Source organism: Ruegeria sp. BG7, assembly GCF_056535685.1.
The window spans coordinates 230,601-256,536 of sequence record NZ_JBQFIU010000001.1; the positions used below are offsets into that span (position 1 = coordinate 230,601).

Sequence of the window (25,936 nt, forward strand, 5' to 3'; positions counted from 1 at the left end):
CCGTCCTCACGGGAATAGAGGGGCCATCATCAGGCCCAAAGTTTCATCCTCACCTAACATCAGGTTGGCGTTCTGCAAGGCTTGGCCACTGCTACCTTTTGTCAGGTTATCCAGCGCGGCAATCACGATTGCGCGACGTTCGATTCTGTCCGCGACCACTCCGATATGACAGAAGTTCGACCCTCTGACGTGATGGGTCGAAGGTGCCTCTCCCATAGGCAGCATCTGGATAAAGGGCTCGTCTGCATAAGTCTTTGCCAGCGTTTCATAGACGCTTTGCGGATCACCCTTTACATAGGTCGTTGCCAGAATTCCCCGGTTTGCCGGTATCAGATGCGGCGTGAACTGTACATGCACAGTGCGACCTGCAAGCTTCGAGAATTCCTGATCAAATTCGCCCAGATGCCGGTGCGTGCCACCGACTGCGTAAGCATTGGCACCTTCACTAAGCTCAGCGTGCAGCAAGTTTTCCTTCAGCGACCGGCCAGCGCCCGACACGGCGCATTTCAGATCCAGCACAATATCATCCAGATCAATGACACCGGCAGAGATCAACGGACGCAGCACATACTGCCCTGTCGCCGCGTTGCAGCCTGTACCAGCGACCAAGCGCGCTGACCTGATTTCATCCCGATAGAACTCGGTTAGACCATAAACGGCTTCTTCCTGCTGTTCCAAAGCGCTGTGCGGGTTGCCATACCACTTCTCATACTCATCCGGGTCCTGCAGCCGGAAATCCGCTGACAAATCAATGATCTTCAAGTCTTTCGGCAGGTCCCGGATCACCTCTTGGCTAGTTTTGTGCGGCAAAGCGCAGAAACACAGATCAACATTGGAGAAATCGATCTCGGAAATCTTGCACAGATCCGGCAAGTCCATGTGCCGCAGATGCGGAAACACCTGCGCCATGCTCATGCCCGCCTTCCGTTCGGCAGCCAAAGCAACAATGTCCATGTTCGGGTGCTCGGCGATCAGCCGCACCAGTTCAGCGCCGGTGTACCCAGAAGCGCCCAGAATTGCGATTTTGTGGGTCATGTCAGACCTCTTCTTTGCATGTGTCACATATCACGACCGCCGATGTGACGGTCTTTGAATTAGAAAATTCGGGGAAGTGCGTCCTTGACCTAAATCAGGCCGCCTCGAACGAGATTTGTCGTCGGAGGAATTGCGTTGCACGATCACTGACAAAACCCGGCTTGCCCGTGGTCAGGTAGCCACCTGCGCCATCACCCAACATATTGGGGTGGCGTTGCAGATAATCGGCCAGGCTTTCGGCCACCAGATCCCCTTGGCTAAAGACCTGAACATCTGAACCCAAGGCGGCCTGAAAGGTCTCGGCCATCAACGGATAGTGTGTGCAGCCTAAAATCGCGGCCTGCGGCTCGGGCATTTTTCGTTTCAAAGCATCCACATGGCTACGAACCAGAGCCTCCGCCAGGATCATGTCGCCATCTTCAATAGCATCGACCACGCCGCCACAGGCCTGCGCCTCGACATCCACACCGATTGCGCGGAATGCCAGTTCCCGTTGAAAGGCCCGGCTGGACACAGTGGCAGGCGTGGCGAACAACGCCACGTGCTTGACAGCCACTTCGCGTGGTGGAGAGTTGTCCCCCCATTGCCGCTCGGTCAGCGCTTCGATCAAGGGAACAAAGACGCCCAGCACCCGCTTGCCGTCGGGCACGCCTTCTTCCTGCATCCGGCGCAAGGCGGCAGCGCTTGCGGTGTTGCAGGCCAGAATCACCAGATTGCACCCGCGATCCCACAGTGCGTGCACGGCCTTACGGGTCAGCTGATAAATATCCTCGGCATCACGCACACCGTAAGGTGCATGTGCACTGTCCGCAAAATACAGGAAATCCACGTCGGGCAGCCGTTGCTGCGCGGCGTTCAGGACGGTCAGACCGCCCAAACCGGAATCAAAGATACCTACTGCCATTTGCCCCTTCAGGCGCGATGCCGTTCCTCAAATTCATAGCCGTAGTCATATGACTCCAACGGCTCTGGAGACAGCTCATACGTGGCTTTGCGCAGGAAATCCATCATCTTGCGCGTATCCTTACCCAATGGATCCAGAACGTCGCGCCCTATAGGCTCTCCGATCACCACTTTGACAGGCGTATCCACGCGCTTTTTGAATTCTTTGATCAGCAAGCCCATGCGCAGCGTGTTGTGCAAATGGCTTGCGATCTGGAACAGGCGCGACGTGTGCCCATCAAAGAAAACCGGCACCACGGTGGCATTGGACTTTGCCACCATCCGAGCGGTAAAGCCGCGCCAACCCGGATCCATAGGATGGGCAAACGGCTTGACGCCGGTGCTGACCGTGCCTCCGGGGAAAATACCAATCGCCCCGCCCTCGCCCAGATAGTTGAGAGCCGTTTTGCGCGTCTCCAAATTCAGCTTCATCGCTTCCTTCGTTTCATCAAACGAAATAGGCAGAATGATGCGGTTCAGATCCTCGGCCTTGCGGAACACCCGATGCGCCAAAATGCGGAAATCTCCGCGTGTCTCCGACAGAATGTGCCCCATCATTAGGCCATCCAGAATGCCATAGGGATGATTGGCAATCAGGATCAGGGGGCCATCTGCCGGAATGTTCGCAAGAGATCCGCCCACAACATCCAATGTCAGACCATAGCGTTCGACCATAACGGCCCAAAAGTCGCGCCCGTTGGCAACGTCTTTCTCGTATCCATCCGCGCGTTTGATCAGGCGCATTCGACCCGTGGTATTCTCCATAAGTTTGATGACCATTCGCCCGCCTTTGGTTTCAGCGGAATGGGCATAAGAGATGTCACGAACAGCATGACGACGAGAAGGCATTTGGGTCTCCGGTTTGTTGCCTGCAAAATAAGTGCAAGTAACAATTTTGCCTAGCCATCGTGACAGGGTTGTGACGAGTTACTCCGCCGCAGCCTTCAACTCAGGCCCACCGCTTCGGATCGATGCCAGCAACTCCTCGCGCCGCTTGGCTGCTTTGGCCTCGTTTTCCTGCAAAACAGGTCCGAAACCACGGATATCCAGCGGCAGTCGAGCCAACGCAGAGATCGCATCACGCGTGTCCTGCGACAATAAAGGCAGCACTTCGCGCATGTCTTTTTCGTACTGCCGGATCAAAGCACGCTCCATCTTGCGTTCGGACGAATATCCGAAAACATCGAACGGCGTGCCGCGCAGGGCCTTCAACTTGGTCAGCAGCTTCAACGGACCCATGACAGATTCGCTGAATGCGCGCTTCTTGGGCCTGCCGTTACTGCCCGATCCTCCGAAAATCGGCGGTGCCAAATGGAAGGTCATCTTAAAATCGCCATCAAACTCGGCCGCCGCCTTTTCCCGACTGGTCAGCAGAAGGCGCGCAACCTCGTATTCATCCTTGTATGACAGAAGCTTGTGATAGCCCTTTGCGACTGCTTCGCGCACCTCAGCGTCCTCAACGCTGTCAACCAACTTACGATACCGTTTCGCCAACCGGGCGCTTTGGTATTCGGTCAGGTGCTGCGCACGGAACTCGATGATCTGGTCCAGCGTTTTGGGCATCTCGGCCACGGTTGGGGACAGTATGGACTGTACCTCATCCGGATGCAGCACCGCCCAACGACCGATGTCAAACGCACGCTTGTTTCGTTCGACCGCCGTTCCGTTCAACTCGATGGCGTCAAAGATCGCCTGATGGCTAACCGGCAACAACCCTCGCTGCCATGTCGCGCCAAAGATCATCATGTTGGAGTAGATCGAATCCCCCATCACGGCACGCGCCAGATCGGTCGCGTCAAAAAGCGAGACATCTTCTTTCAGCCGCGCCTGCAAGGCCAGCTCCAGCTGATCGGCTGGAATGCGAAACTCCGTATTGCGTGTGAAGTCGCCAGTGACCGTTTCATGGCTGTTCACGACTGCACCAGTACGTCCTGTGCGCGTCAGGCCCAAGGTCTTCGCCCCGGCGGAAACCACCAAATCGCCGCCGATCAGCGCGTGGGCTTCACCGGTGGCAACGCGGATCGCGCTGATATCTTCGGGGCGGTTGGCCAGACGGCAGTGGATATGAACCGCGCCACCTTTCTGTGCCAAGCCCGCCATTTCCATCATGCCCGCGCCTTTGCCATCGATCTGCGCGGCCTGAGCAAGAATTGCACCAAGGGTGACGACGCCTGTACCACCAACACCCGTGATTACCACGTTATGCGTTCCCTTGATCGCGGGAAGCTCCGGCATCGGCAAATCCGGCAGATCGATCTCGGTCGTTGCCTCTTTACGGATTTTCGCGCCCTCAAGCGTCACGAACGAGGGACAGAACCCGTTCAGGCAGGAAAAGTCCTTGTTGCAGCTTGACTGATCAATGGCTCGCTTACGGCCCAGTTCAGTTTGTTTCGGCACGATCGATACGCAGTTCGACTGCACCCCACAATCGCCACAGCCTTCGCAAACATCGGTGTTGATGAACACACGTTTGTCCGGGTCCGGGAATGTGCCTCGCTTGCGACGGCGACGTTTTTCAGCCGCGCAGGTCTGAACGTAGACAATGACCGAGACGCCTTCGATCTCGCGGAATTTCTCCTGCACCTGCATAAGATCCGCGCGCTCATATGTCTGAACGCTTGCAGGCAGCGCCTTGAAGTTTACGTCTTCCTTTTCGTCATAGACCAAAGCGACCTCGCGGACGCCCATCGCCTTGACCTCGGCAACGATCCTTTCTGCAGTCAGGTCGCCTTCGTTGTCCTGCCCGCCGGTCATGGCGACCGCGTCGTTGAACAGGATTTTGAAGGTGATGTTCGTTCCTGCAGACAACGCCGCCCGGATCGCCTGAACGCCCGAATGGTTATAAGTGCCGTCGCCCAGGTTCTGGAACACGTGATTGGTGGTCGAAAACGGAGCTTCACCAATCCAGTTCGCGCCTTCTCCGCCCATTTGGGTGAAACCTGTCGTCTCGCGGTCCATCCACTGAACCATATAGTGACAGCCGATACCGGCATAGGCGCGGCTGCCATCGGGCACTTTGGTGGAACTGTTGTGCGGGCAGCCCGAACAAAAATACGGAAGTCGTGTCGCGATTTCCTGCGCGTTGTCGGCCCGGCGAGCTTCGGACAAGGATGCAAGCCCGGCGTTGATGCCTTCAGTTTCGCGCCCCTCTTCGATCAGGATTTCACCCAGTTTTTCGGCGATCATGATCGGATCAAGCGCGCCACGCGTGGGGAATAGTTCTTCCCGGTGCAGCGTCCCCGCCCCACCTTTGTACCAGCCATAAACTCTGCGGCCGCGCCGGTCGTCAAAGATGGCCTCCTTGACCTGAACTTCGATCAGCTTGCGCTTTTCCTCGACGATCACAATCAAGTCCAGCCCTTCGGCCCAGTCATGGAACCCGGCCATATCCAGCGGGAAGGTCTGCCCAACTTTGTAAGTGGTGATCCCCAGCCGTTCAGCTTCGGACTCGTCGATATTCAAAAGCGACAGAGCATGGGATAGGTCCAACCAATTCTTGCCCGCTGCGACGAATCCGATCTTGGCCCCCGGCTTGCCCCACATCCGCTTGTCGAGCTTATTGGCATGGGAAAACGTTTCGGCCGCGAACCTCTTGTAGTCGATGACACGCGTTTCCTGCAGATGCGGGGTATCGCCCAAACGAATATTCAACCCGCCGTCCGGCATGTCGAACTCGGGCAAAACAACCTGCATTCGGTCAGGGCTACCGTCCACAACCGATGTGACCTCGATCGTGTCTTTCATCGTTTTCAAGCCAACCCAAACGCCAGCAAAACGACTAAGAGCAAAGCCGTATATGCCGTAGTCCAGAATTTCCTGAACGCCAGCGGGGCTGACAATCGGCATATACATATCGACCAGAGACCATTCTGACTGGTGCAGAACGGTCGAGCTTTCGCCGGTGTGATCATCGCCCATGGCCATAAGGACGCCGCCGTGCTTGGCCGTACCGGCCATGTTCGCGTGACGCATAACGTCACCGGATCGATCAACCCCTGGACCTTTGCCGTACCAAAGTCCGAAAACCCCGTCGAACTTGCCGTCGCCCCGCAACCCTGCTTGCTGACTGCCCCACAGGGCGGTCGCGGCGAGATCTTCGTTTAAGCCGAACTGAAACGTCACATCGTTTTCGGCCAGCGGCTTTTGAGCGCGCATCATTTGCTGATCAACCGCGCCAAGGGGTGACCCCCGATACCCGGTTACAAGACCCGCCGTATTCAGGCCCGCCTGCCGATCTCTGGCTTTTTGCATCAGCATCAACCGAACAAGCGCCTGAGTTCCGTTCAACAGAACGGGATTTTTCTCAAGATCGAACCGGTCGTTCAATGTTATCTGTGGCTGACTCATCAGACGTCTCCCCTCGTCAGATCAGTGTGCTTTATTTCGGTGCATTTTAGGTCATAATTTCTGACCTGCATAGGATTTATCCACTGATAAGTAACGATTTCGCCCTTTGAATGTGGAACTTGTCACCTCTTTCATATAGGCGTTCAAATGGATAACGAAAGTTGCGGCGATGGATTGGGACAAGCTTAGAATATTTCACGCGGTAGCCGATGCAGGCAGCCTCACCCATGCGGGTGACAAGCTCAATCTGTCTCAATCTGCCGTGAGCCGGCAGATCCGTGCCCTGGAAGAATCGCTGGATTCTACCCTTTTCCACCGTCACGCCCGAGGGCTGATTCTCACCGAACAGGGTGAATTGCTGTTCGATGCCACGTCAGCCATGTCAAAACGTCTTGATGCAGCAGCCGCGCGTATTCGGGACAGTGAGGAAGAGGTTTTTGGCGTCCTGCGGGTCACAACGACCTTTGGTTTCGGCACACTCTGGCTGGCCCCGCGCCTGCCAAAATTGTACGAGGAGTATCCCGACCTCAATATCGATCTGATGCTGGAAGAGAGGGTTCTGGACCTGCCCATGCGCGAGGCAGATGTTGCCATTCGAATGAAAGAGCCCAGCCAGGCCGATCTGGTTCGCAAGCGCCTGATGACAGTGCAAATGATGCTGTACGCGACTCAGGACTATATCGAGACCCATGGCGGAATGCTGAAATCGCTTGAGGAAATCAAAGATCACCGCTTGATCTGCCAGACCCCTGCGGCACCGCAGGTCGGTGCAAGTGCCGCCATGGTACGTCACCTGATGACTTATAATCCCGGCTCATTGCTGACCGTGAACAACTATTTCGGTGTCCTGCAAGGGGTTCTGCACAATTTGGGCATTGGCGTTCTGCCGGACTATGTGACCCAGGACTTTCCGCATCTGGTCCCTGTCTTGTCTGACATCGAAACCGCTGATGTTCCTGTTTATCTGGCCTATCCCGAAGAACTCAGACATTCCAAACGCGTTGGTGCGTTCCGAGATTTTGTTCAGGACGAGATCATTGCACAGCGCAAGCAACTGAAACAGATGGGAAAACTCTAGCTATGCGCTCATAGCATATCGGACATGAGGTCTTTACAGAGTTAAATTCCTTGAACGTTCACAAACTGACCCCTAAATGAGCACTCGAAGGTGGTGATGCTGAAACGCTCATCATCTTCATACCTCCCTGTTGGACTACGGCCGAGCTTATAGCTCGGCCTTTTTTTTGCGCCGTCGCAATTTCCCCGTTTCATAACGCGAAATCTTCTGGGAAACCGGCTCAATTTTTCATATGATACGGAAAAACAACCAAAAATCTCGTGATCGAGGGCAACAAATCCATGCTTAATCCACTCCGCCTCTGTTTGGCGCTGGTTTCCGTTTTCTTTCTTTCTTTACCAGCTTTTGCACAGGACACCGCCTCGTCCGGTTCGGCATCCTCAGTTTCTATCCCTGAAAATCTGACCCCAGAACAAGTTGACGACCTGGTCGCACGCATGTCTGACGATCAGGTGCGCGCCATCCTGCTTGAACGTCTGGATGCCGTCGCCAAGAAACAAGCCGAAGAAAAAGAGAAACAGGAAGATCCTCTGACCGAGATCAATGAGATCTGGGCCGAAATGGTTTCATCCTGGACTCATGTTATGACGACGATGCCAAATATCGTCACAGCCCAGATAACTGCGTTCAGCAATTTTTCTGGTACATTTGGAACAACCGGGGTCTTTACCCTACTGGGGCTTATCCTTTCGGTCCTGGTAGTTGGGTATATCGCTGAAAAGCTGTTCGGCCTGTTCACCCGCCGTTGGCACAAAACAACCGAGGTGGCGGACGAAGCGGATCTTTGGGGCGCCGCGCGCTACCTTTTCAGCCGCTTTTGCCGAGAAATTGCCGGGTTGATCGTTTTCTACGTCGTCATACGCGCAGTTGGTCGCGGTCTACTGACACCTGAACAGATCACTTATGCTGCTCCATTTGTCTTCTACCTGATCTGGGTTCCGCGCCTGGGCGCGGCGGTTTCTCGGTTCGTGCTGGCCCCGCAGAAACCACAGTATCGGTTGGTCAATATCAACGACCACTGGGCAAAATACCTTCATCGCAACCTGATCGGACTTTTGGTCCTGATTGGCTTTACGTTGTTCATCCTGCGCTTCAACGCGCTGAACGGCGTTTCGGGTGACGAGACACGGATCGGGTTCTGGCTCAACGCGGCTATCCATATCTATATCGGTTGGATCGCCTGGACCGCCCGCGAAGGGTTGTCGCAGATGATGCTGGGAACAGACCCCGATTACACCAAGTTCGACGAGGAAGTGGCCCGGTACTACCCCTACTTCGCAATCGGGGTTTCGGTGGTCATTTGGCTGCTGGTCGAGTTTCTGGTTGCCCAGCGAAATCCCGCAACGCTCAGACTGCTTGTCGGCGGCGCGCATTTCGCGACGATGTTCTGGTTGCTGATCGCGCCCGCGCTCGACACGCTCATCCGCGGGTTGGTGCGTCACTTGCAACCTCCGATGTCTGGTGAAGGCCCGCTGGCCGAACGGGCCTACAGATCTGCCAAGCGCAGCTATATCCGTATCGGGCGCGTTGTGGCTGGTCTGTTTGTGGTCTTCATGATTGCAAGGGCTTGGCAGCTGGATCTACGCAATGTCGCCTCGGCCGGAGTCAGCGCCGAAGTGGGTGGCGCCGTGATCGAGTTCCTGCTGATCATCGCTGTCGGTTATATTCTGAACGAGTTCGTGTCGCTCTACATCAACAGGCGTCTGGCGCGTGAACAAACAGCGGCAGAAGCGCTGGATGAAGAAGCCGGCGGCGAAGGTGGCGGCGCTGGTGGATCGCGTCTGGCAACAGTGCTGCCGCTTCTACGGATCACCGCTCAGATCACCATTGCGGTCATCTTCGGCCTTTTGGCTTTGGGCGCTTTGGGCATCAACATCACGCCTCTGCTGGCGGGTGCCGGTGTTCTGGGTCTGGCCATCGGTTTTGGCGCGCAGAAACTTGTTGCCGACATTGTTGGCGGTATTTTCTTCCTGATCGACGACGCCTTCCGCGTGGGTGAGTATGTGGATGTTGGAGGCACGATGGGCACGGTCGAGAAAATCTCGATCCGGTCGATGCAACTGCGTCACCACCGCGGTCCCGTTCACACCATTCCCTATGGTGAGATTCAGAAACTGACCAATTTCAGCCGCGACTGGGTGATCATGAAGCTGAAGTTCACCGTGCCGTTCGACACTGACCCCAACAAGGTCAAGAAGATCTTCAAAAAGATCGGTGCCGAGATGATGGAGGACGAAACCCACAAGGATGGTTTCCTTCAGCCCTTCAAATCTCAGGGTGTCTTCGACTTTGACGATGTCGGCATGATCATCCGGGGCAAGTTCATGGCAAAGCCCGGCAAGCAGTTCACCCTGCGCAAAGAGATCTTCAACCGCGTCAAGGCCGCCTTCAAGGAAAACGGCATCGACTTTGCCCGCCGCGAGGTGCGCGTTGCGATCCCGGGTCTGGACGAGGCCGAGAACCTGTCCCCCGAGCAGAAGGCGGCTGTAGGTGCCGCAGCTGCGGCCGAGCTCAACAAAGATCAAGGTTCAGCGTAACCCGCACCGGTTACGCCAGAGATTTGCGCTTACTATTGAGCGCCTTTTACGGAACCGACCCTACTGTCGGTTCCGTTTTTCTTTGAAAGACGCACCCTGCGCCGTCTTGACCCTTTCCACACGCGCCCGCTTGCCCTAAAAGGCGCGCAATCTCGGCCCATTTGGACACAGGACAGAAGATGCAAGAGCCCGCCATCACACCCGATCTGATTGCTGCACATGGGCTCAAGCCCGAGGAATACGACATGATCCTCGAGATCATTGGGCGTGAACCGACCTTTACCGAACTGGGTATCTTCTCGGCCATGTGGAACGAGCATTGTTCCTACAAGTCGTCCAAGAAATGGCTGCGCACCCTGCCTACTTCAGGCCCTCAGGTGATCTGTGGCCCGGGTGAAAACGCTGGTGTAGTCGACATAGGCGACGGTCAGGCCGTGGTTTTCAAGATGGAAAGCCACAACCACCCGTCTTATATCGAACCTTACCAAGGTGCCGCGACCGGTGTCGGAGGTATCCTGCGCGACGTATTCACCATGGGCGCGCGTCCCATCGCCTCGATGAACGCTCTGTCCTTTGGTGAACCTGGCCACCACAAAACCCGCCAGCTGGTGAATGGCGTGGTCGAAGGCATTGGCGGTTATGGCAACTGCTTCGGCGTGCCATGCGTGGGCGGTGAAGTCCGTTTCCACCCGGCCTATAACGGCAACTGCCTTGTGAACGCATTCGCGGCAGGTCTGGCCGACAGCGACAAGATTTTCTACTCGGCCGCCTCCGGCGTGGGCATGCCGGTCGTTTATTTGGGCGCAAAAACCGGCCGTGACGGCGTCGGCGGTGCGACCATGGCGTCTGCCGAGTTTGACGACACCATCGAAGAAAAACGCCCCACCGTGCAGGTCGGCGACCCCTTCACGGAAAAGCGCCTGATGGAAGCGACGCTGGAACTGATGCAGACCGGTGCCGTGATCTCAATCCAGGATATGGGTGCCGCTGGCCTGACCTGCTCCGCTGTTGAAATGGGCGACAAGGGTGGCTTGGGCGTACGTCTTGATCTGGAAAACGTGCCTCAGCGTGAAGAGAATATGACAGCCTATGAGATGATGCTGTCGGAATCTCAGGAACGCATGCTGATGGTTCTCAAGCCCGAACTTGAGGCTGAGGCCCGCGCCGTGTTCGAGAAATGGGATCTGGACTTTGCCATAGTCGGTGAGACCATTGCCGAAGACCGCTTTCTGATCATGCACAATGGCGCGGTGAAAGCCGATCTGGTTCTGTCCAAACTGTCTTCGACCGCGCCGGAATATGACCGTCCATGGGAACCGACGCCCGAGGCCGAAGAACTGGCCGAAGTCCCTCAGATCGACCCTATTGACGGGCTGCGCGCCCTGCTCTCTTCGCCCAACTACGCGGGCAAGCAGTGGGTGTACGAACAATACGACACCATGGTCATGGCGGACAGCGCCCGCACACCGGGTCTGGGCGCAGGCATGGTGCGCGTCCATGGAACCGACAAGGTGCTGGCCTTCACCAGTGACGTGACCCCACGCTATGTGCGCGCCAACCCGGTTGAAGGCGGCAAACAAGCTGTGGCCGAAGCCTATCGCAACCTGACCGCTGTTGGGGCCAAACCGCTGGCCACCACCGATAACCTGAACTTCGGCAACCCTGAAAAACCCGAGATCATGGGCCAGTTTGTTGGCGCCATTCAGGGCATCGGTGCTGCCGTCGGCGCGTTGGATATGCCTATCGTTTCGGGCAACGTGTCGCTGTACAACGAGACCGACGGTCAAGCGATCCTTCCAACACCGACCATCGGTGCGGTTGGCCTGTTGTCCCATTCGGACGAGATCATCGGCAACGAGGTTCGCGAAGGCCACGTCGCGCTGATCATTGGTGAAACCAAAGGCCATCTTGGTCAATCCGCCCTGCTTGCAGAAGTGTTCAACCGAGAAGACGGCGATGCGCCGCATGTCGATCTGGATGCTGAAAAGCGCAACGGTGACTTCATTCGCGCCAACCGCGAGATGGTCAAAGCGTGTACCGACCTTGGCGATGGCGGTCTTGCACTGGCCGCCTTTGAATTGGCCGAAGCGGCTGGCGTTGGTGTTCACCTGGACGAGGCCCCGACCGAATTCCTGTTTGGCGAAGATCAGGCCCGCTATCTGGTCGCCTGCAACTTCGACCAGGCCGAGGCACTGATGATTGCTGCCGGTCAGGCCGGTGTTCCGCTGGTCTCGGTTGGGCGCTTCACCGGTGATAGCGTGAAAGTCGGTGGCTCCGAGGCTCCGCTTGCCGAGCTGACGGACACCTTCCGCACCAGCTTTGCCGCGGCTGTGGCCTAAAATACAGGCTTCAGCTCGTCTCAAACGCGGAAATCCTATGCGTCTAACCGCGCGTAGGATTTGCTGAGTTTGTCGACACGTGCCATCTTGCACGCCCCGCCCCATCGCTCTACATCTTGGGAAAGACTTTCAGGAGTGAACCTACATGCCGATGAGCGCCCACGAGATTGAAACCCTGCTGCGCGAGAGCTTTCCCAACGCGGAAATTCAGGTTGGCGGCAGCGATGGCGTGCACATGTCCGCCATGGTCGTGGACGAAAGCTTTCGCGGCAAGAACCGCGTTCAACAGCAACGCGCTGTCTACGCGGCCCTGAAAGGCAAAATGGACGGCCCGGATGGAGAACTGCACGCGCTGGCGCTGACCACCAAAGTGCCGGAGTGATATGGAGCACGCGATCGTTATTTTGATTGCGGTTTCCGTCTTTGTCGTGCTCATCGCACTGATAGCGTTGAACCATTCAAAGACTGGGCGCAATACAAACCGAGGATCGTCACCTGGACGTGGAAACCACCTTCTCCACTCATCTTACTCATCACATGACGGTGCAATTGGCTCGGCGCAGACCCATATCCCCAAAGACCCACAAAACTACGCCAAAGCAATAATGCCGAAGAGCAAAGGAAACGCGAAATGACCGATGTGAAGACCCAGATCGATGAAACCGTCAAAGCCAATGACGTGGTGCTGTATATGAAAGGCACCAAAGAGATGCCCCAGTGCGGCTTCTCATCCCGTGTGGCGGGCGTACTGAACTACATGGGCGTCGACTATGCCGACGTGAACGTTCTGGCAGACGAAGAAATCCGTCAGGGTATCAAGGATTATTCGGATTGGCCGACCGTGCCGCAGCTTTATGTCAAAGGCGAATTCGTTGGCGGTTGCGACATCATCACTGAAATGACCTTGTCGGGTGAACTGGACACACTGTTTGACGAAAACGGTGTCGGCTACAACAAAGATGCAGCCGACAAAATTCGTGAAGCAAACGCTTAAGCCAAATTACCGGCTGGAACAGTCCTGATAGATCGTCTGCTCATTGGCGGCGCCTGCCGCCAAATAGCTGATCGACGCGTTCCAGCCTTTAGAGCGCAGGATATAAGTGCCCTCATCGCCGGTGGATTCGTACCGGATGCCTGATCCGCTTTCCACCTGGCGCATTGCGACCAGAGTATTATCCACCATTGTTGCCGCCGCACCCGAACCATCTGGCGCGTTGAAGTAAGTCACAGGCAAAGGTATGCTGTTCTCGCAGGTGAATGTGACGGACAATATGTCAATCTCTGCCATTGCAGATGTTGCAGGCAAAGCCAGCGCAGCAGCGAACAGCGCGTTTCGCAACAAAGTCATTATGCTTTCTTCTCCTCGACGACAGCTGCAAGGGCTTCCGCCCGTGCTGCCAGCTCCGCCAGTGTGTCAGTGACAGAGGGTGGAACCACCGCCACTTCGACCCGCTCCGGCTCTGGTGGCGGAGCGTTCCTGAGGCCCTGAAGTTCAGCCTCAGCCTCGGCCAGCTTGGCCTCAAGCGATTTCACCTTGTCTTCTGTCGCCGCTGTTTTGTCAGCCAGCATGAGACCCGCCATCAGAAGCATCCGGGATTCAGGCATCCTGCCGATCTGATCGGACAAAACCTGGGCTTCATCATCCAGCATCTTGGCTGCGGAATGCAGAAAAGGTTCTTCTCCGTCCCGGCACGAAACGTCAAAGCCGCGACCGCCGATATTAATGGTCACTTCAGGCATTACTCTACCTCACCTTCTACAAGTTTCGCCTGCGACAGCAGAGGTTCCAGCCGCGCCAGAACAGCCTGCGCTTCAGCCGCGTCCGAGGCTTGCGCCGCGCGCGTGGCCTCTAGTTCGGCGACTGTTGCGCGGTTCAAGAGTTCCGCGTCTGTCAAACCCTCAGTGGCCGCTGCACGCAATTCGTCAACGGCGCTGCGCAATTGTTCATTCGCTTTGCGCATGCGCTGCAAATCGTCATCCAGACGAGACATTGCTGCCCCATGACTGGCCCGTTCAGCACGCAACATTTCCAGTTCAGCGCTCAGATCATCGACACGCACGGTATCTTCCAACTCGGTCTTTAGGCGGTTGTTTTCCGCCTCAACCGCCTTGGCCTGATCCAGCATTCCGCGCAGCTGTTCCAGTTCCGCCTTTAACGGCTCAGGATCTTCCAATGTGTCCAACTCTGCCCGCATCTTTTCGTTTTCGGCTTTTAGTGAGTCCAGCTCCGCGCTGTTGTCCAACGCTGCCTTAGCCTCGGCCAGCTCGGCACGTGCCGCTTCCACCGAAGTGATCTTGGCACGGGCTTCCTCTAGCTCGGCGCGCAGTGCGTCGGTTTCAGCGCTGTCAGACGGGGCAGCGCGTAGCTCTTCAAGATCGGCGCGCAAGCCATCAACTTGCTGTTCATGCTGTTGTTTCAGAGATTTCAGCCGTTCCTGAAGCTGCGCGTTGGCGACGCGTTCGTCCTCAAGTGCAGTTTGAAGCCCCTCGTCCGGTGCAATATCCCGGGGTGCAGCGCCCAATGCATCGACACCCGCGCCGATGCGGTCCATCGCAGCAATAATGCGGTGCTGTAAGTCTTCTATCTGGCTCATGCCCCTGTCACCTCTTTATCAAGGTTCATTCTGTTTCGATGCGATCCGAATCAAAACCGAATCCCGCCTGAGGACAGTCTAGCGGAATGCGACAGAAAATACCCACTGTTTGCTTTCAACCACTTGAGCCCCGCTCTTCATGCATCCCACCCCGATTCACCCCGGTTCCGCTTGCACTTTGGGTATTGAATGGTATTGAGCGCGCAATCTGCTTCAAAACCCAAAGGAACAACGCCCGTGGACCTGACTGCGCTGCGCAATGCCAACCCCGAACACTGGGACAAAGCTGCGGCCATCCGCACCCTGACCCTTGATGCCGTCGCTGCCGCCAATTCCGGCCATTCCGGTATGCCCATGGGCATGGCCGATGTCGCGACCGTACTGTTCGAAAAGCACCTGAAATTCGACGCATCAAACCCAAGCTGGCCCGACCGCGACCGGTTCATCCTGTCGGCTGGTCACGGCTCGATGCTGGTTTACTCGCTGCTGTATCTCACCGGCCACGCAGACGTGACACTGGAAGAGATCAAGAACTTCCGTCAGTTGGGCGCAAAAACGGCAGGCCACCCTGAAAACTTCCTGGTCGACGGTATCGAGACCACCACCGGCCCGCTGGGTCAGGGCATTTCGAACGCTGTGGGCTTTGCCATGGCCGAAGAAATCCAGCGCGCGCATTACGGCAAGAAGGTTGTTGATCACTACACCTACGTCATCGCGGGCGACGGCTGCCTGATGGAAGGCGTCAGCCAAGAAGCGATCACCCTGGCCGGTCGTCATGAACTGAGCAAACTGATCGTCTTCTGGGACAACAACAACATCACCATCGACGGCACCGTCGATATTGCCGACCGCACCGATCAGGTGCGCCGCTTCGCAGCCTCGGGCTGGCATGTGATCGAGATCGATGGCCATGATCCAAAAGCCATTGATGCGGCCATTATTGACGCGAAGAAATCCAGCAAACCGACCATGATCGCATGTGAAAGCCACATCGCGCTGGGTCATGCAGCACAGGATACGTCAAAAGGCCACGGCGCGCTGACCGATCAGGATCAGTTGAAAGCAGCCAAAGAAGCCTATGACTGGCCTCATGACGCGTTCGAAGTGCCTGCAAACGTGAAATCCGCATGGGAAGCCATTGGCGCACGTGGTGCTGCAGAACGAGCAGCCTGGGAAGAGCGTTTCGCACAACTTTCCGAACGCAAGCAGGCCGAGTTCAATCGTGCCTACGCGTTTGAAGCCCCTAAAAAGCTGGCTGGCGCCATTCGTTCTTTCAAAAAGCAAGTTTCGGAAGATCAACCAAAGCTGGCTACCCGCGCTTCGTCGGAAAAAGTTCTGAACGTCGTTAACCCGATCATGACCGAAACCGTTGGCGGTTCGGCTGACCTGACCGGCTCGAACAACACCAAATCGATCGATATGGGTGTGTTCCTGCCGGAAAACCGCAAAGGGCGCTACATCCACTACGGTATTCGCGAACACGGCATGGCCGCTGCGATGAACGGCATGGCACTGCATGGTGGCATCCGCCCCTATGGCGGCACGTTCATGGCCTTCACCGACTATGCCCGCCCGTCCATGCGTTTGGCGGCCCTGATGAAAATCCCGTCGGTCTTCGTGATGACCCATGACTCGATCGGTCTGGGCGAAGACGGCCCGACCCACCAGCCGGTCGAGCATCTGGCCATCTCACGCGCAACGCCGAACACCTATGTGTTCCGCCCCGCTGACACGGTTGAAACGGCTGAAGCGTGGGAACTGGCGCTGACCTTCAAGGACAGCCCCTCGGTTCTGTCGCTGACCCGCCAAGGTGTGCCGACAGTGCGCACCCAGCACAAGACCAAGAACCTTGTTGCACAAGGTGCTTATGTTCTGGCCGAAGCCGAGGGCAAGCGTCAGGCCATCCTGATCGCCACCGGGTCCGAAGTGTCGCTGGCCATGGAAGCCAAAGCGATGCTCGAGGCCGAAGGCATCGGCACCCGCGTCGTCTCGATGCCCTGTATGGAGCTGTTCGCGCAACAGGACGAAGCCTATCGCAAGCGCGTTCTGCCCGCTGGCCCCGTCCGTGTTGGCATCGAAGCCGCTGTTCGCGCAGGTGGCTGGGACCGTTGGTTGTTGGGCGAGCGTGGCCGCGAAGCCAAGGCCGGCTTCATCGGCATGTCGAGCTTTGGCGCATCAGCCCCGGCAGGCGAGCTTTACAAGCACTTCGGTATCACCGCAGAAGCGACCGTAGCCAAGGTCAAAGAACTGTTGGGTTAATCCCAGCACTTCAGTTAAGAAAGCCCCGGTTTTTGCCGGGGCTTTTTTGTTAGACGAAAATAATAACTGACTGCATCCCGTCCACAATCAGATCACCGTCAGTATTCCACACACGCATGACTTGCGAGCTGTAGCCATCTTGCCCAGCTGTCAGTTGATGTTCCAACAGGAACCACCCTTCACGCGTCTCAATTTCTTCTGACAACACATTGAAAATCCAGTTCATCGAAGAATTTGGGCCGGGTTTCTTGAGGGTCGGATAGATCGCAGGCGGCGGCAGATCCGCGACCGAGATCAACCCTTCCAACCGGCTCCACATCCGCGGATCTCTGTGACGCGCCCAAAGGCGCAAGTACCCTTTCTCTACTCCTGAAAACGGCAAAGCACCGTCAACAAGTCTGACATCGAAATTCTCAAGAAACGGAATGGGTGGTCGGGGTAAACCCGGCGGGAAATAGGGGCCGGTTTCTTCTGGTTTCGGGGCTGGTTGCGCAGGATGATCAAACGCGACGTGGCTGTCCTGAGGGACACCAAACGAAAACGTACCCAGCGCCGCGACCTTCCCTTCGATTTCGGCTCGAACGTTGATGATCGTCACGTTACGGCCCTGCCGCAGAATTTCGGTGCCAATCGTTGGCGGGGTGCCGATCGGGGCCGTGAAATTGATCAATGCGGACCGCAACGGCGGTAACCCGTCGTGCCGTTCGAAGATGGTAGCCAGCATCAGCGCAGAGGAAAACCCACCAAAAGTCGTGCGGCCCTGCATCCAGTTCGCCGGGACCGGAAACTTTAGCCGGTTGTCGATTGTCTCTCGCGCCTCAAGAACATCGACCAATGAATAAGCGGACATAAGGAAACCAGTTCTGTTGCACCTTCGGCGACACTAACCTTTTGGCGGCATGTCGCCATTGCAACCTAACGTCACTTGTCGGCAAGGGTTCAATGCTTTGCTTCAGAACCAGAGAACATACCCAGCGCTGGTCCGATAACCTTGGTCGCTATCGGGATTAACACCAGCCCCCATGCCAAACCGAAAATGCCATCCATTGTAGCTTTCGAAATCCACTCAACCGCCCCAACCCATTGTTCAGACGCCGAATGTCCAATGGCATATGCCCAATCGTGGATGTGATGACCCAACCAGCCAAAGCCCAGAACCTCCATCCCGTGGATGACGATCGATCCCCCCACCCACAACATCGCCGCAGTTCCGACAATAGACAGGGTTTTCATTACGCCGGGCATTGCCTTGACCAACCCTCGGCCCAGACCGCGACCGATAGGTGTCGGCGCGTTGTTCGCCAGATAAAGCCCGACATCATCCATTTTCACGATCAGCGCGACGGACCCATAAACTGCGACCGTTACCCCGATCCCGACCACGGCGAGCGTCGCGGCCTGCATCCACAGGTTAGGCGCTTCGATCGCTGCCAAAGCAATGGTCATGATCTCAGCTGACAGGATAAAGTCCGTCTTGATCGCGCCTTTTACCTTTTGTTCCTCCAAATGACCGGGGTCACGAACGTCCATGTCTTGTTCGATGGCGTGGCTGCCATGGGGGAACAGGACGTGAAATATCTTCTCGGCCCCCTCAAAACAAAGATATGACCCTCCAATCATAAGTAACGGGGTGATCAGCCAAGGCGCGAAATTGGCAAGCAACAGTGCCACCGGCAGCAACAGGATGATCTTGTTGAAAATCGACCCTCGCGCAATACGCCAAATGATCGGCAACTCGCGCGCAGGCGCAAACCCCTGAACATATTTCGGTGTGACCGCCGCGTCGTCGATGATCACCCCGGCAGTCTTGGCCCCGGCCTTACCAGCCGCGGCAACTACGTCGTCGACCGAAGCCGCCGCCACTTTGGCAATTCCCGCCACATCATCCAAAAGGGCCAACAGTCCGCTCATCGCGTGTCCTTTCCTGTCACCTGCCGCACCCGGACCCTACCTGATCTCTCAGCTAGCGCAAGCGTTAGCGCAATCGGCGCAGGTTTGCGCTAACACCTTAAAAATATGCCGTTTTTGCCCTTTTGAGATTCCCATTTCGCCGCTATATGGCCCACAAAGCAAGCGCATCTGGAGACGTCACATGACCATCAAGGTCGGTATCAATGGTTTTGGCCGCATTGGCCGCTGCACCCTGTCGCACATCGCCGCTTCGGGGCGCAACGACATCGAAGTGATAAAAGTCAACGCCACCGGCCCGTTGGAAACCTCGGCGCATCTGCTGAAATATGACAGTATCCACGGACGTTTCCCCCGCGAGGTTTCCATCGAAGGCAACACCATGGATCTGGGCCGCGGTCCGATGCAGATGTTCTCGACCTACGACATGGCCGAGCTGGACTGGGAAGGCTGCGACGTCGTTCTGGAATGCACCGGCAAGTTTAACGACGGCACCAAGGCGAAAACCCACCTTGAGCGTGGCGCTGGCAAGGTTCTGTTGTCCGCCCCTGGCAAGAATGTCGACAAGACCATCGTCTTCGGCGTGAACCACAACACGCTGACCGCAAACGATAACATGGTTTCAAATGGCTCCTGCACCACCAACTGCCTGGCCCCGCTGGCCAAGGTTCTGGACGAAGGTATCGGCATCGAAAACGGCATCATGACCACGATCCACGCCTATACTGGCGATCAGCCGACCCTGGATCGTCGCCACAGCGACCTTTACCGCGCCCGCGCCGCAGCTATGTCGATGATCCCGACCTCGACCGGAGCCGCCAAGGCGTTGGGCGAAGTTCTGCCAAACCTGAAAGGCCGTCTGGACGGGTCCGCGATCCGCGTCCCTACCCCGAATGTCTCGGCTGTTGACCTGACCTTCCGTGCCGCGCGCGATGTAACCGTCGAGGAAGTCAACGCTATCGTCGAAGAAGCCGCCAAAGGCCCGATGCAGCGCGTACTCGGTTTTGAACCCGCACCGCTGGTCTCGACCGATTTCAACCACACCGAAGAAAGCTCGATCTTCGCACCGGATCAGACCCGCGTTGTCGACAATCGCCTGGTCCGTGTTCTGGCCTGGTATGACAACGAATGGGGCTTCTCGGTTCGCATGGCCGATGTGGCCGTTGCGATGGGCCGTCTTAACTGACCCTTCGGACTTCGCTTGTACCTTAATGCCCGCTCAGGTTATCTGAGCGGGCATTTTTGTTCAGGACGGCCATGACCAATCAAATCGCCATCTGGCTCGGCATACTTCTGCTTGGGGGCGTGATGCTGGACATGACGCTGTATAGCGGCGACCACCTGCTGTTCCTTGCCAAGAAGCTCTACGAATTTCTGGACTGGCTTGCTTTCTGGCGCTGACCGAGGTTTTTCTTGACTCTTTCGTTGATCTGGAGTTGTTAGCGCTAACTAATCTGACAGAGAAATTTCGACGGAGCGGACCATGACCCTGAAACTTGCGATCAACGGATTTGGACGGATTGGGCGCGGCGTTCTGCGCGCGGTGATGGAAAGTGGCCGCACAGACGTTAAGATTGTGGCGATCAACGATTTGGGCAAGCCGGACATGAACGCGCATTTGTTTGAGTTCGACAGTGTGCATGGTCGCTATGCCAACCCGGTTACACTCAGCGATGCAGGTTTGGATGTGGGTCGTGGTCCGATCCGTCTGACCAGCGAACGCAACCCCGAAGACCTGCCGTGGTCGGATATTGATGTCGTTCTCGAATGCACCGGTGTGTTCCGCACCCGAGAGGCCGCTGAGCGTCACTTCAAGAACGGCTCGAAAAAGGTTCTGATCTCGGCCCCGGCCCGCGGTGATGGCAACGTCAAGACCGTCGTGTTTGGTGTGAACGATCACGAACTGACCGCCGAAGACTTGGTCGTATCGAACGCATCCTGCACCACCAACTGCCTGTCTCCGGTTGCCGCAGCCTTGGATGCTGGGCTTGGCATCAAGCACGGTAATATGACCACTGTTCATGCATATACGGCCAGCCAGCCGGTACATGACTTGGTCGGAAAGGACCCTTACCTCTCACGCGCCGCTGCGTTGTCGATGATCCCCACCACAACCGGCGCGGCCGCTGCTGTTGGACTGGTTCTGCCGCAACTACAAGGCAAACTGACGGGTCAGGCGATCCGTGTCCCGACCCCGAACGTTTCGGTCGTTGATCTGGTGGCCGAGGTTTCCCGCCCAACCACCGAAGAGGAAGTGAATCAGCTGTTTATTGATGCCGCCGCCAAAATCCCCGGCGTGTTGGCGGCAGAAAGCCGTCCATTGGTTTCCATTGATTTCAACCACGATCCGCACAGCTCGACCGTGTCGCTGGCCGAAACCAAAGTCACCGACGGCACACTTGTTCGCGTACTGGCCTGGTACGACAATGAATGGGGCTTCTCGAACCGGATGCTGGATACAGCCGCCGCAATGGGCGCCCTAGCCTAACCGATCTTTCAGCGCGGTGTTGACGCGGGGCGTGACGAATTTCGACACGTCCCCATCTAACCGGGCGATTTCTTTGACCAGCTTCGAGGCAATTGCCTGATGGCGCGCTTCTGCCATCAGAAAGACAGTCTCGATTGAATCGTCCAATGCACGGTTCATTCCAACCATCTGAAATTCATACTCAAAGTCGGCAACAGCGCGCAATCCACGCACAATGATCTGCGCACCGACATCCCGCGCACAATCGATCAGCAGGTTTTCAAATGGGTGGGCGACAATCTCGGTCCCGGTCTGTTCAGAGAGCTGGGCACATTCGGCTTCAATCATGGCCACACGCTCTTCCAACGAGAATAAAGGCCCTTTATCCCGGTTGATGGCAACACCAATCACCAGCTTGTCGACCAAAGCTGCCGCCCGACGAATGATATCGATGTGGCCCATTGTGATGGGATCAAAGGTTCCAGGATACAATCCAACCCGCATCGCGCCCTCCTGCGCAACAAAATTTCTGCGCAAGCAAACATAACTTTGCTGCAGGTGCAAGTGATTGCTGTGGCAACCCTTGCTGTCAGTGCCCCATTATCATGCCTTCCAAAGCATCTTTTTCCATGGCCAGTTCTGCCAGCTGTGCCTTTACGACATCGCCGAGTGTGACAATGCCGACCAGCTTGCCATCTTCCACCACCGGCATATGGCGGAACCGTCCTTCGGTCATGCGGGACATGATGTCTTCGACCGTCGCTTGACGCGTCGTCGTGACAAGATCTTGCGTCATATAGGACTGGACCGGCTGGTTCAGGCAACCACTGCCACTGGCCGCCAGTTCCCGAACGATGTCACGTTCCGACAGGATGCCAGATGCCGTTTCACCGCCGTCTTCGGAAATGATGACCGTCCCGATCCGCTTCTCCGCAAGAATCTTCGAGGCCTCCGAGACCGTCGCCGTTGGCGCAACCGTCACAACGCCGTCTGTCGCCTTGGACTTCAGGATGGCCTGTACAAGCATGAAGAATACCTCCGGAAATAATGACACTTATTCCAAAGCGTTGCGCGATTGTGGCGACCTGTCAAGCGTCGGCCTCTGCTTCCAAACGAAGCACTTCCTCGCGAATGCCGCGTGTCAGGGCATCAGCAAAGCGGTTCAACCGTTCGTTGCGCTGATCTCCTTCATGCCGAACAAGATAGAAACTGCGCGTCAAACTCACTTGATCCGTCAGGATTTTCCGCAGATCGGAGTGAAACGGCAGCGTGAAATCATGGGCCACACAAACCCCGGTTCCCAGCGTGACCTGTCGCAATTGGACCGAGACCGAGTTCGATGCAAGCGCGACACGGTCAATGCCTATGTCATTCAGGTAATCCAGCTCTCGGTCAAAGATCATGTCGGGGATGTAGCCGATCAACCTTTGCCCTTTCAGATCCGCCACAGATTGGATCGGACCATGCTTTTGAAGATAGTCGTCCGTGGCAACCATGTGCAATTTATAGTCGCTGATCTTTTTCACACGCAATTGGCCGGCTGTCGGCGCGCTCACTGTCACGGCCATATCCGCCTCGCGCCGAGACAGGTTAATCACCCGAGGCAGCGCAAGTATCTGAATGTCCAGATCAGGGTTCGCGTCGCTGATTTTTGCGCAGACCTGCGGCAACAGGTAATTGGCACTGCCATCCGGCGCGCCGATCCTGATCTGCCCGCTCAGCGATTTCGTTGACCCGGCCACCGCCCCGGCCGCTGCGCGCATCGCCTCTTCGGCGTGCAGCCCATGTTCCAAAAGTCGTTGTCCCGCCGACGTCAGAACATAACCCTGCTGTGATTTGGTGAACAAAGTGGACTCCAACGTGGATTCGAGCCGGGCCACGCGACGCCCTACAGTGGCGGGATCAATCTTCAGTATGCGGCCAGCGGATGACAGGCTTTCTTCCCGTGCCACGGCCAGAAAGATCCGCATATCGTCCCAGTTCGGTGTCATTCACAAACTCTTTGCATTTTTGCAAAACTCTTTTGGGACATTGCCTCTGTTCGCGGGATTTCTGCAAGTCTATTCTGCGCGCAAACCTATCGGAGGAGCTCTTGATGCAAGACTTGACCCATTTTTTAAACGGCGAAATGGTTGCCGGAACATCCGGTCGTTTCGACGACGTTTACAACCCGGCAACCGGCGAAGTTCAGTACAAATGCCCAATGGCCAGCGCTGCAGAAACCACCGCAGCTATTGAAGCGGCGGCAGCGGCCCAGCCCGCATGGGGCGCGACCAACCCGCAAAAGCGTGCGCGTGTCATGATGGCCATGGTTGGCCTGATGAACCGCGACATGGACAAGTTGGCAGAAGCGCTAAGCCGCGAGCATGGTAAAACCATCCCCGATGCCAAAGGCGACTTGCAGCGTGGTCTGGAAGTCATTGAATACTGCATCGGTGCGCCTCAGATGCTGAAAGGTGAATTCACTGACAGCGCAGGCCCCGGTATCGACATGTACTCGATGCGTCAGCCTCTGGGCGTTGTTGGTTCGATCATGCCGTTCAACTTCCCTGCCATGATGCCGCTGTGGCACGTAGGCCCGGCGCTTGCGTGTGGCAACGCGGTGGTTCTGAAACCGTCCGAGCGTGACCCGTCTGTTCCGCTGATGCTGGCTGAACTCTTCATCGAAGCTGGTCTGCCCAAGGGTGTGTTCCAGGTCGTGAACGGCGACAAAGAAGCTGTTGACACGATCCTCGACAGCGAAATCATTCAGGGCGTCAGCTTTGTGGGTTCGACGCCGATTGCGCAATATATCTACAGCCGCGCAACCGCCAACGGCAAACGCGCCCAGTGCTTCGGCGGCGCCAAGAACCACATGATCGTCATGCCCGACGCTGACTTGGATCAGGCAGCCGATGCGTTGGTCGGCGCCGGATTTGGCGCAGCCGGCGAACGCTGCATGGCAATCTCAGTCGCGGTTCCCGTTGGTGAAGAAACCGCTGACAAATTGATCGAAAAACTGATCCCGCGTGTCGAAAAGTTGAAAGTTGGTCCTTACACTGCTGGTGATGATGTTGACATGGGCCCGGTTGTGACCGGAGCCGCCAAAGAACGTATCCTGGGTCTAATCAACTCGGGCGTAGAGCAAGGCGCAAAGCTGGTAGTCGACAACCGCGATTTCAGCCTGCAGGGTTACGAAGACGGCTTCTTTGTTGGCCCGCATCTGTTCGACCACGTCACCCCGGACATGAATATCTACAAACAAGAGATCTTTGGCCCGGTCCTGTCCACCGTGCGTGCCGGTTCGTATGAAGAGGCTCTGAAATTGGCGATGGACCATGAATATGGCAACGGCACCGCAATCTTCACCCGTGACGGTGACACCGCGCGTGATTTTGCAAGCCGGATCAATATCGGCATGGTCGGTATCAACGTGCCGATCCCTGTTCCGCTGGCCTATCATACCTTTGGTGGCTGGAAGAAATCGATGTTTGGTGACTTGAACCAGCACGGCCCTGACAGCTTCAAATTCTATACCCGCACCAAGACCGTCACGTCCCGTTGGCCGTCGGGCATCAAGGAAGGTGGCGAGTTCAACTTCAAAGCCATGGACTGATCTGAACGTCCATTGAGTTTTCAAACCCGGCCCGATTGCGGGCCGGGTTTTTGCATCTTTCCGCCGATAAACCGCTCTGCGTTCTCGCCATCACAAGAAATTCAGACATGGCCCACTGGAAAAATGCCTCGAAGACAAATATTTTGTCCGCCAAGTGTGTACCGAGCAATAAAATTATCGGAGGCAGTTTTGTCACATTCCCGTATGACCCGTCGTTCCGCCCTGTTGGGCGCAGCATCATTGGTGGCAACCCCTGCCCTTGTTCGGGCACAAAGCACCGATGCTTTCCCAGAAACGGAAGATGCCATCAGCACGCAATTGCCGGTACGCCGCAACGTGTCTTCCTTCTCGCAACAGAACTGGCAGGATCACTTTGATGAGCTTGGTGTGGGCTGCCTGTTGGCCGATATCACCAGCCGCGCTGTGCACTACTGGAGCCCGGACGGAACTTACAAGCTTTACCCAAGTTCGGTCCCGATGAGTGAAGAGCTCACCAAACGCGGTTACACAAAAGTCGTACGCAAAACCGAATTCCCAAGCTGGACACCAACGGCGTCCATGCGTGAGCGCGATCCCTCGTTGCCTGTACGGATGGAAGGTGGCGACCCTGGCAATCCATTGGGCACTCGCGCTATGTATCTGGGCTGGCCAGCTTATCTGGTCCACGGAACCCATGACACGCGCAAGATTGGCCGGCAGAGCTCGTCTGGATGTATCGGACTCTACAATCAGCACGTGGAAGAGCTGTATCCGCTGGTTCAGATTGGGACACAGGTGCGTCTGGTCTGATTTGCTAGTCGTAAAAAGCAAAAGCCCCGGTCAATCGCCGGGGCTT

General features: G+C 56.5%; 23 protein-coding genes. 11 read left to right on the forward strand and 12 right to left on the reverse strand.

The annotated features are described in order from the left end of the window. Positions 1-6 precede the first annotated feature (6 nt). The 4 genes from argC to ACR3EH_RS01200 form a co-directional block, all read right to left on the reverse strand. Positions 7-1,035, reverse strand: a complete 1,029-nt coding sequence (gene argC / locus ACR3EH_RS01185) for an N-acetyl-gamma-glutamyl-phosphate reductase (protein ID WP_171089832.1) — start codon at positions 1,033-1,035, stop codon at positions 7-9. Between the two features lie 94 nt (positions 1,036-1,129). Next, positions 1,130-1,939, reverse strand: coding sequence for a glutamate racemase (locus tag ACR3EH_RS01190; protein ID WP_171183034.1), 810 nt, complete (start codon positions 1,937-1,939; stop codon positions 1,130-1,132). 8 nt (positions 1,940-1,947) lie between these two features. Beyond that, on the reverse strand, positions 1,948-2,826 hold the full coding sequence (locus ACR3EH_RS01195) for a lysophospholipid acyltransferase family protein (protein ID WP_171183032.1): 879 nt from the start codon (positions 2,824-2,826) through the stop codon (positions 1,948-1,950). Positions 2,827-2,904: 78 nt separating this feature from the next. After that, positions 2,905-6,324, reverse strand: a complete 3,420-nt coding sequence (locus ACR3EH_RS01200; protein WP_171183031.1) for an indolepyruvate ferredoxin oxidoreductase family protein — start codon at positions 6,322-6,324, stop codon at positions 2,905-2,907. A gap of 169 nt (positions 6,325-6,493) precedes the next feature. Here ACR3EH_RS01200 and ACR3EH_RS01205 point away from each other — a divergent pair, with 169 nt between their 5' ends. The 5 genes from ACR3EH_RS01205 (at position 6,494) to grxD (ending at position 13,272) form a co-directional block, all read left to right on the forward strand. Beyond that, on the forward strand, positions 6,494-7,402 hold the full coding sequence (locus tag ACR3EH_RS01205; protein ID WP_171089824.1) for a LysR family transcriptional regulator: 909 nt from the start codon (positions 6,494-6,496) through the stop codon (positions 7,400-7,402). A gap of 281 nt (positions 7,403-7,683) precedes the next feature. Further along, entirely contained in the window at positions 7,684-9,939 is a 2,256-nt protein-coding gene (locus tag ACR3EH_RS01210) for a mechanosensitive ion channel family protein (protein ID WP_171646895.1), read from the forward strand. Positions 9,940-10,118: 179 nt separating this feature from the next. Beyond that, positions 10,119-12,278, forward strand: a complete 2,160-nt coding sequence (purL, locus tag ACR3EH_RS01215; RefSeq protein ID WP_171089819.1) for a phosphoribosylformylglycinamidine synthase subunit PurL — start codon at positions 10,119-10,121, stop codon at positions 12,276-12,278. A 145-nt stretch (positions 12,279-12,423) separates the two neighbouring features. After that, positions 12,424-12,660 (forward strand): BolA/IbaG family iron-sulfur metabolism protein, encoded by a 237-nt coding sequence (locus ACR3EH_RS01220; protein ID WP_039530494.1) that lies wholly within the window; start codon positions 12,424-12,426, stop codon positions 12,658-12,660. A gap of 249 nt (positions 12,661-12,909) precedes the next feature. Further along, positions 12,910-13,272, forward strand: coding sequence for a Grx4 family monothiol glutaredoxin (gene grxD, locus ACR3EH_RS01225; protein ID WP_171089818.1), 363 nt, complete (start codon positions 12,910-12,912; stop codon positions 13,270-13,272). A gap of 6 nt (positions 13,273-13,278) precedes the next feature. On the opposite strand, the gene ACR3EH_RS01230 is transcribed toward grxD, so the two are convergent. Genes ACR3EH_RS01230 through ACR3EH_RS01240 form a run of 3 tightly spaced genes read right to left on the reverse strand, consistent with a single transcriptional unit; the run spans position 13,279 to position 14,872 of the window. Continuing rightward, positions 13,279-13,626, reverse strand: a complete 348-nt coding sequence (locus ACR3EH_RS01230; RefSeq protein ID WP_171675541.1) for an MliC family protein — start codon at positions 13,624-13,626, stop codon at positions 13,279-13,281. Then, on the reverse strand, positions 13,626-14,018 hold the full coding sequence (locus ACR3EH_RS01235; RefSeq protein WP_171089813.1) for a cell division protein ZapA: 393 nt from the start codon (positions 14,016-14,018) through the stop codon (positions 13,626-13,628). Before ACR3EH_RS01235 ends, ACR3EH_RS01230 begins: the two co-directional genes overlap by 1 nt. Beyond that, positions 14,018-14,872 carry a hypothetical protein gene (locus ACR3EH_RS01240; protein ID WP_171183024.1) on the reverse strand — a complete coding sequence of 285 codons (855 nt, stop codon included), beginning with the start codon at positions 14,870-14,872 and terminating at the stop codon, positions 14,018-14,020. Before ACR3EH_RS01240 ends, ACR3EH_RS01235 begins: the two co-directional genes overlap by 1 nt. A gap of 237 nt (positions 14,873-15,109) precedes the next feature. Between ACR3EH_RS01240 and tkt the strand changes: the two genes are divergently transcribed. Then, positions 15,110-17,131 carry a transketolase gene (tkt, locus tag ACR3EH_RS01245; RefSeq protein WP_171183022.1) on the forward strand — a complete coding sequence of 674 codons (2,022 nt, stop codon included), beginning with the start codon at positions 15,110-15,112 and terminating at the stop codon, positions 17,129-17,131. A 49-nt stretch (positions 17,132-17,180) separates the two neighbouring features. On the opposite strand, the gene ACR3EH_RS01250 is transcribed toward tkt, so the two are convergent. Next, positions 17,181-17,981 (reverse strand): thioesterase family protein, encoded by an 801-nt coding sequence (locus ACR3EH_RS01250; RefSeq protein ID WP_171183021.1) that lies wholly within the window; start codon positions 17,979-17,981, stop codon positions 17,181-17,183. A gap of 89 nt (positions 17,982-18,070) precedes the next feature. After that, positions 18,071-19,042, reverse strand: coding sequence for a DUF808 domain-containing protein (locus ACR3EH_RS01255; protein ID WP_171089805.1), 972 nt, complete (start codon positions 19,040-19,042; stop codon positions 18,071-18,073). 181 nt (positions 19,043-19,223) lie between these two features. On the opposite strand from ACR3EH_RS01255, the gene gap (ACR3EH_RS01260) reads away from it, so the two are divergent. From gap (ACR3EH_RS01260) to gap (ACR3EH_RS01270), 3 genes are all read left to right on the forward strand, one after another. After that, positions 19,224-20,225 carry a type I glyceraldehyde-3-phosphate dehydrogenase gene (gene gap, locus ACR3EH_RS01260; RefSeq protein ID WP_171089803.1) on the forward strand — a complete coding sequence of 334 codons (1,002 nt, stop codon included), beginning with the start codon at positions 19,224-19,226 and terminating at the stop codon, positions 20,223-20,225. 71 nt (positions 20,226-20,296) lie between these two features. After that, on the forward strand, positions 20,297-20,440 hold the full coding sequence (locus ACR3EH_RS01265; protein ID WP_171089800.1) for a hypothetical protein: 144 nt from the start codon (positions 20,297-20,299) through the stop codon (positions 20,438-20,440). 82 nt (positions 20,441-20,522) lie between these two features. Then, on the forward strand, positions 20,523-21,527 hold the full coding sequence (gap, locus tag ACR3EH_RS01270) for a type I glyceraldehyde-3-phosphate dehydrogenase (protein WP_171183019.1): 1,005 nt from the start codon (positions 20,523-20,525) through the stop codon (positions 21,525-21,527). Here the strand turns inward: gap (ACR3EH_RS01270) and coaD are convergent. From coaD to ACR3EH_RS01285, 3 genes are all read right to left on the reverse strand, one after another. Then, entirely contained in the window at positions 21,519-22,010 is a 492-nt protein-coding gene (gene coaD, locus ACR3EH_RS01275) for a pantetheine-phosphate adenylyltransferase (protein ID WP_171183017.1), read from the reverse strand. The genes gap (ACR3EH_RS01270) and coaD overlap by 9 nt on opposite strands. Positions 22,011-22,095: 85 nt before the next feature. Next, positions 22,096-22,533: a CBS domain-containing protein gene (locus ACR3EH_RS01280; protein ID WP_171089793.1), complete on the reverse strand. Its 438-nt coding sequence runs from the start codon at positions 22,531-22,533 to the stop codon at positions 22,096-22,098. Between the two features lie 61 nt (positions 22,534-22,594). Then, the gene (locus ACR3EH_RS01285) at positions 22,595-23,497 is read right to left on the reverse strand and encodes a LysR family transcriptional regulator (RefSeq protein WP_171183016.1); all 903 of its coding nucleotides are present in this window, start codon (positions 23,495-23,497) and stop codon (positions 22,595-22,597) included. A gap of 104 nt (positions 23,498-23,601) precedes the next feature. Between ACR3EH_RS01285 and ACR3EH_RS01290 the strand changes: the two genes are divergently transcribed. Both ACR3EH_RS01290 and ACR3EH_RS01295 read left to right on the forward strand, forming a co-directional pair. Further along, on the forward strand, positions 23,602-25,101 hold the full coding sequence (locus ACR3EH_RS01290) for a CoA-acylating methylmalonate-semialdehyde dehydrogenase (protein ID WP_171183014.1): 1,500 nt from the start codon (positions 23,602-23,604) through the stop codon (positions 25,099-25,101). A gap of 204 nt (positions 25,102-25,305) precedes the next feature. Further along, positions 25,306-25,890: a L,D-transpeptidase gene (locus ACR3EH_RS01295; RefSeq protein ID WP_171089788.1), complete on the forward strand. Its 585-nt coding sequence runs from the start codon at positions 25,306-25,308 to the stop codon at positions 25,888-25,890. Positions 25,891-25,936: the final 46 nt, after the last annotated feature.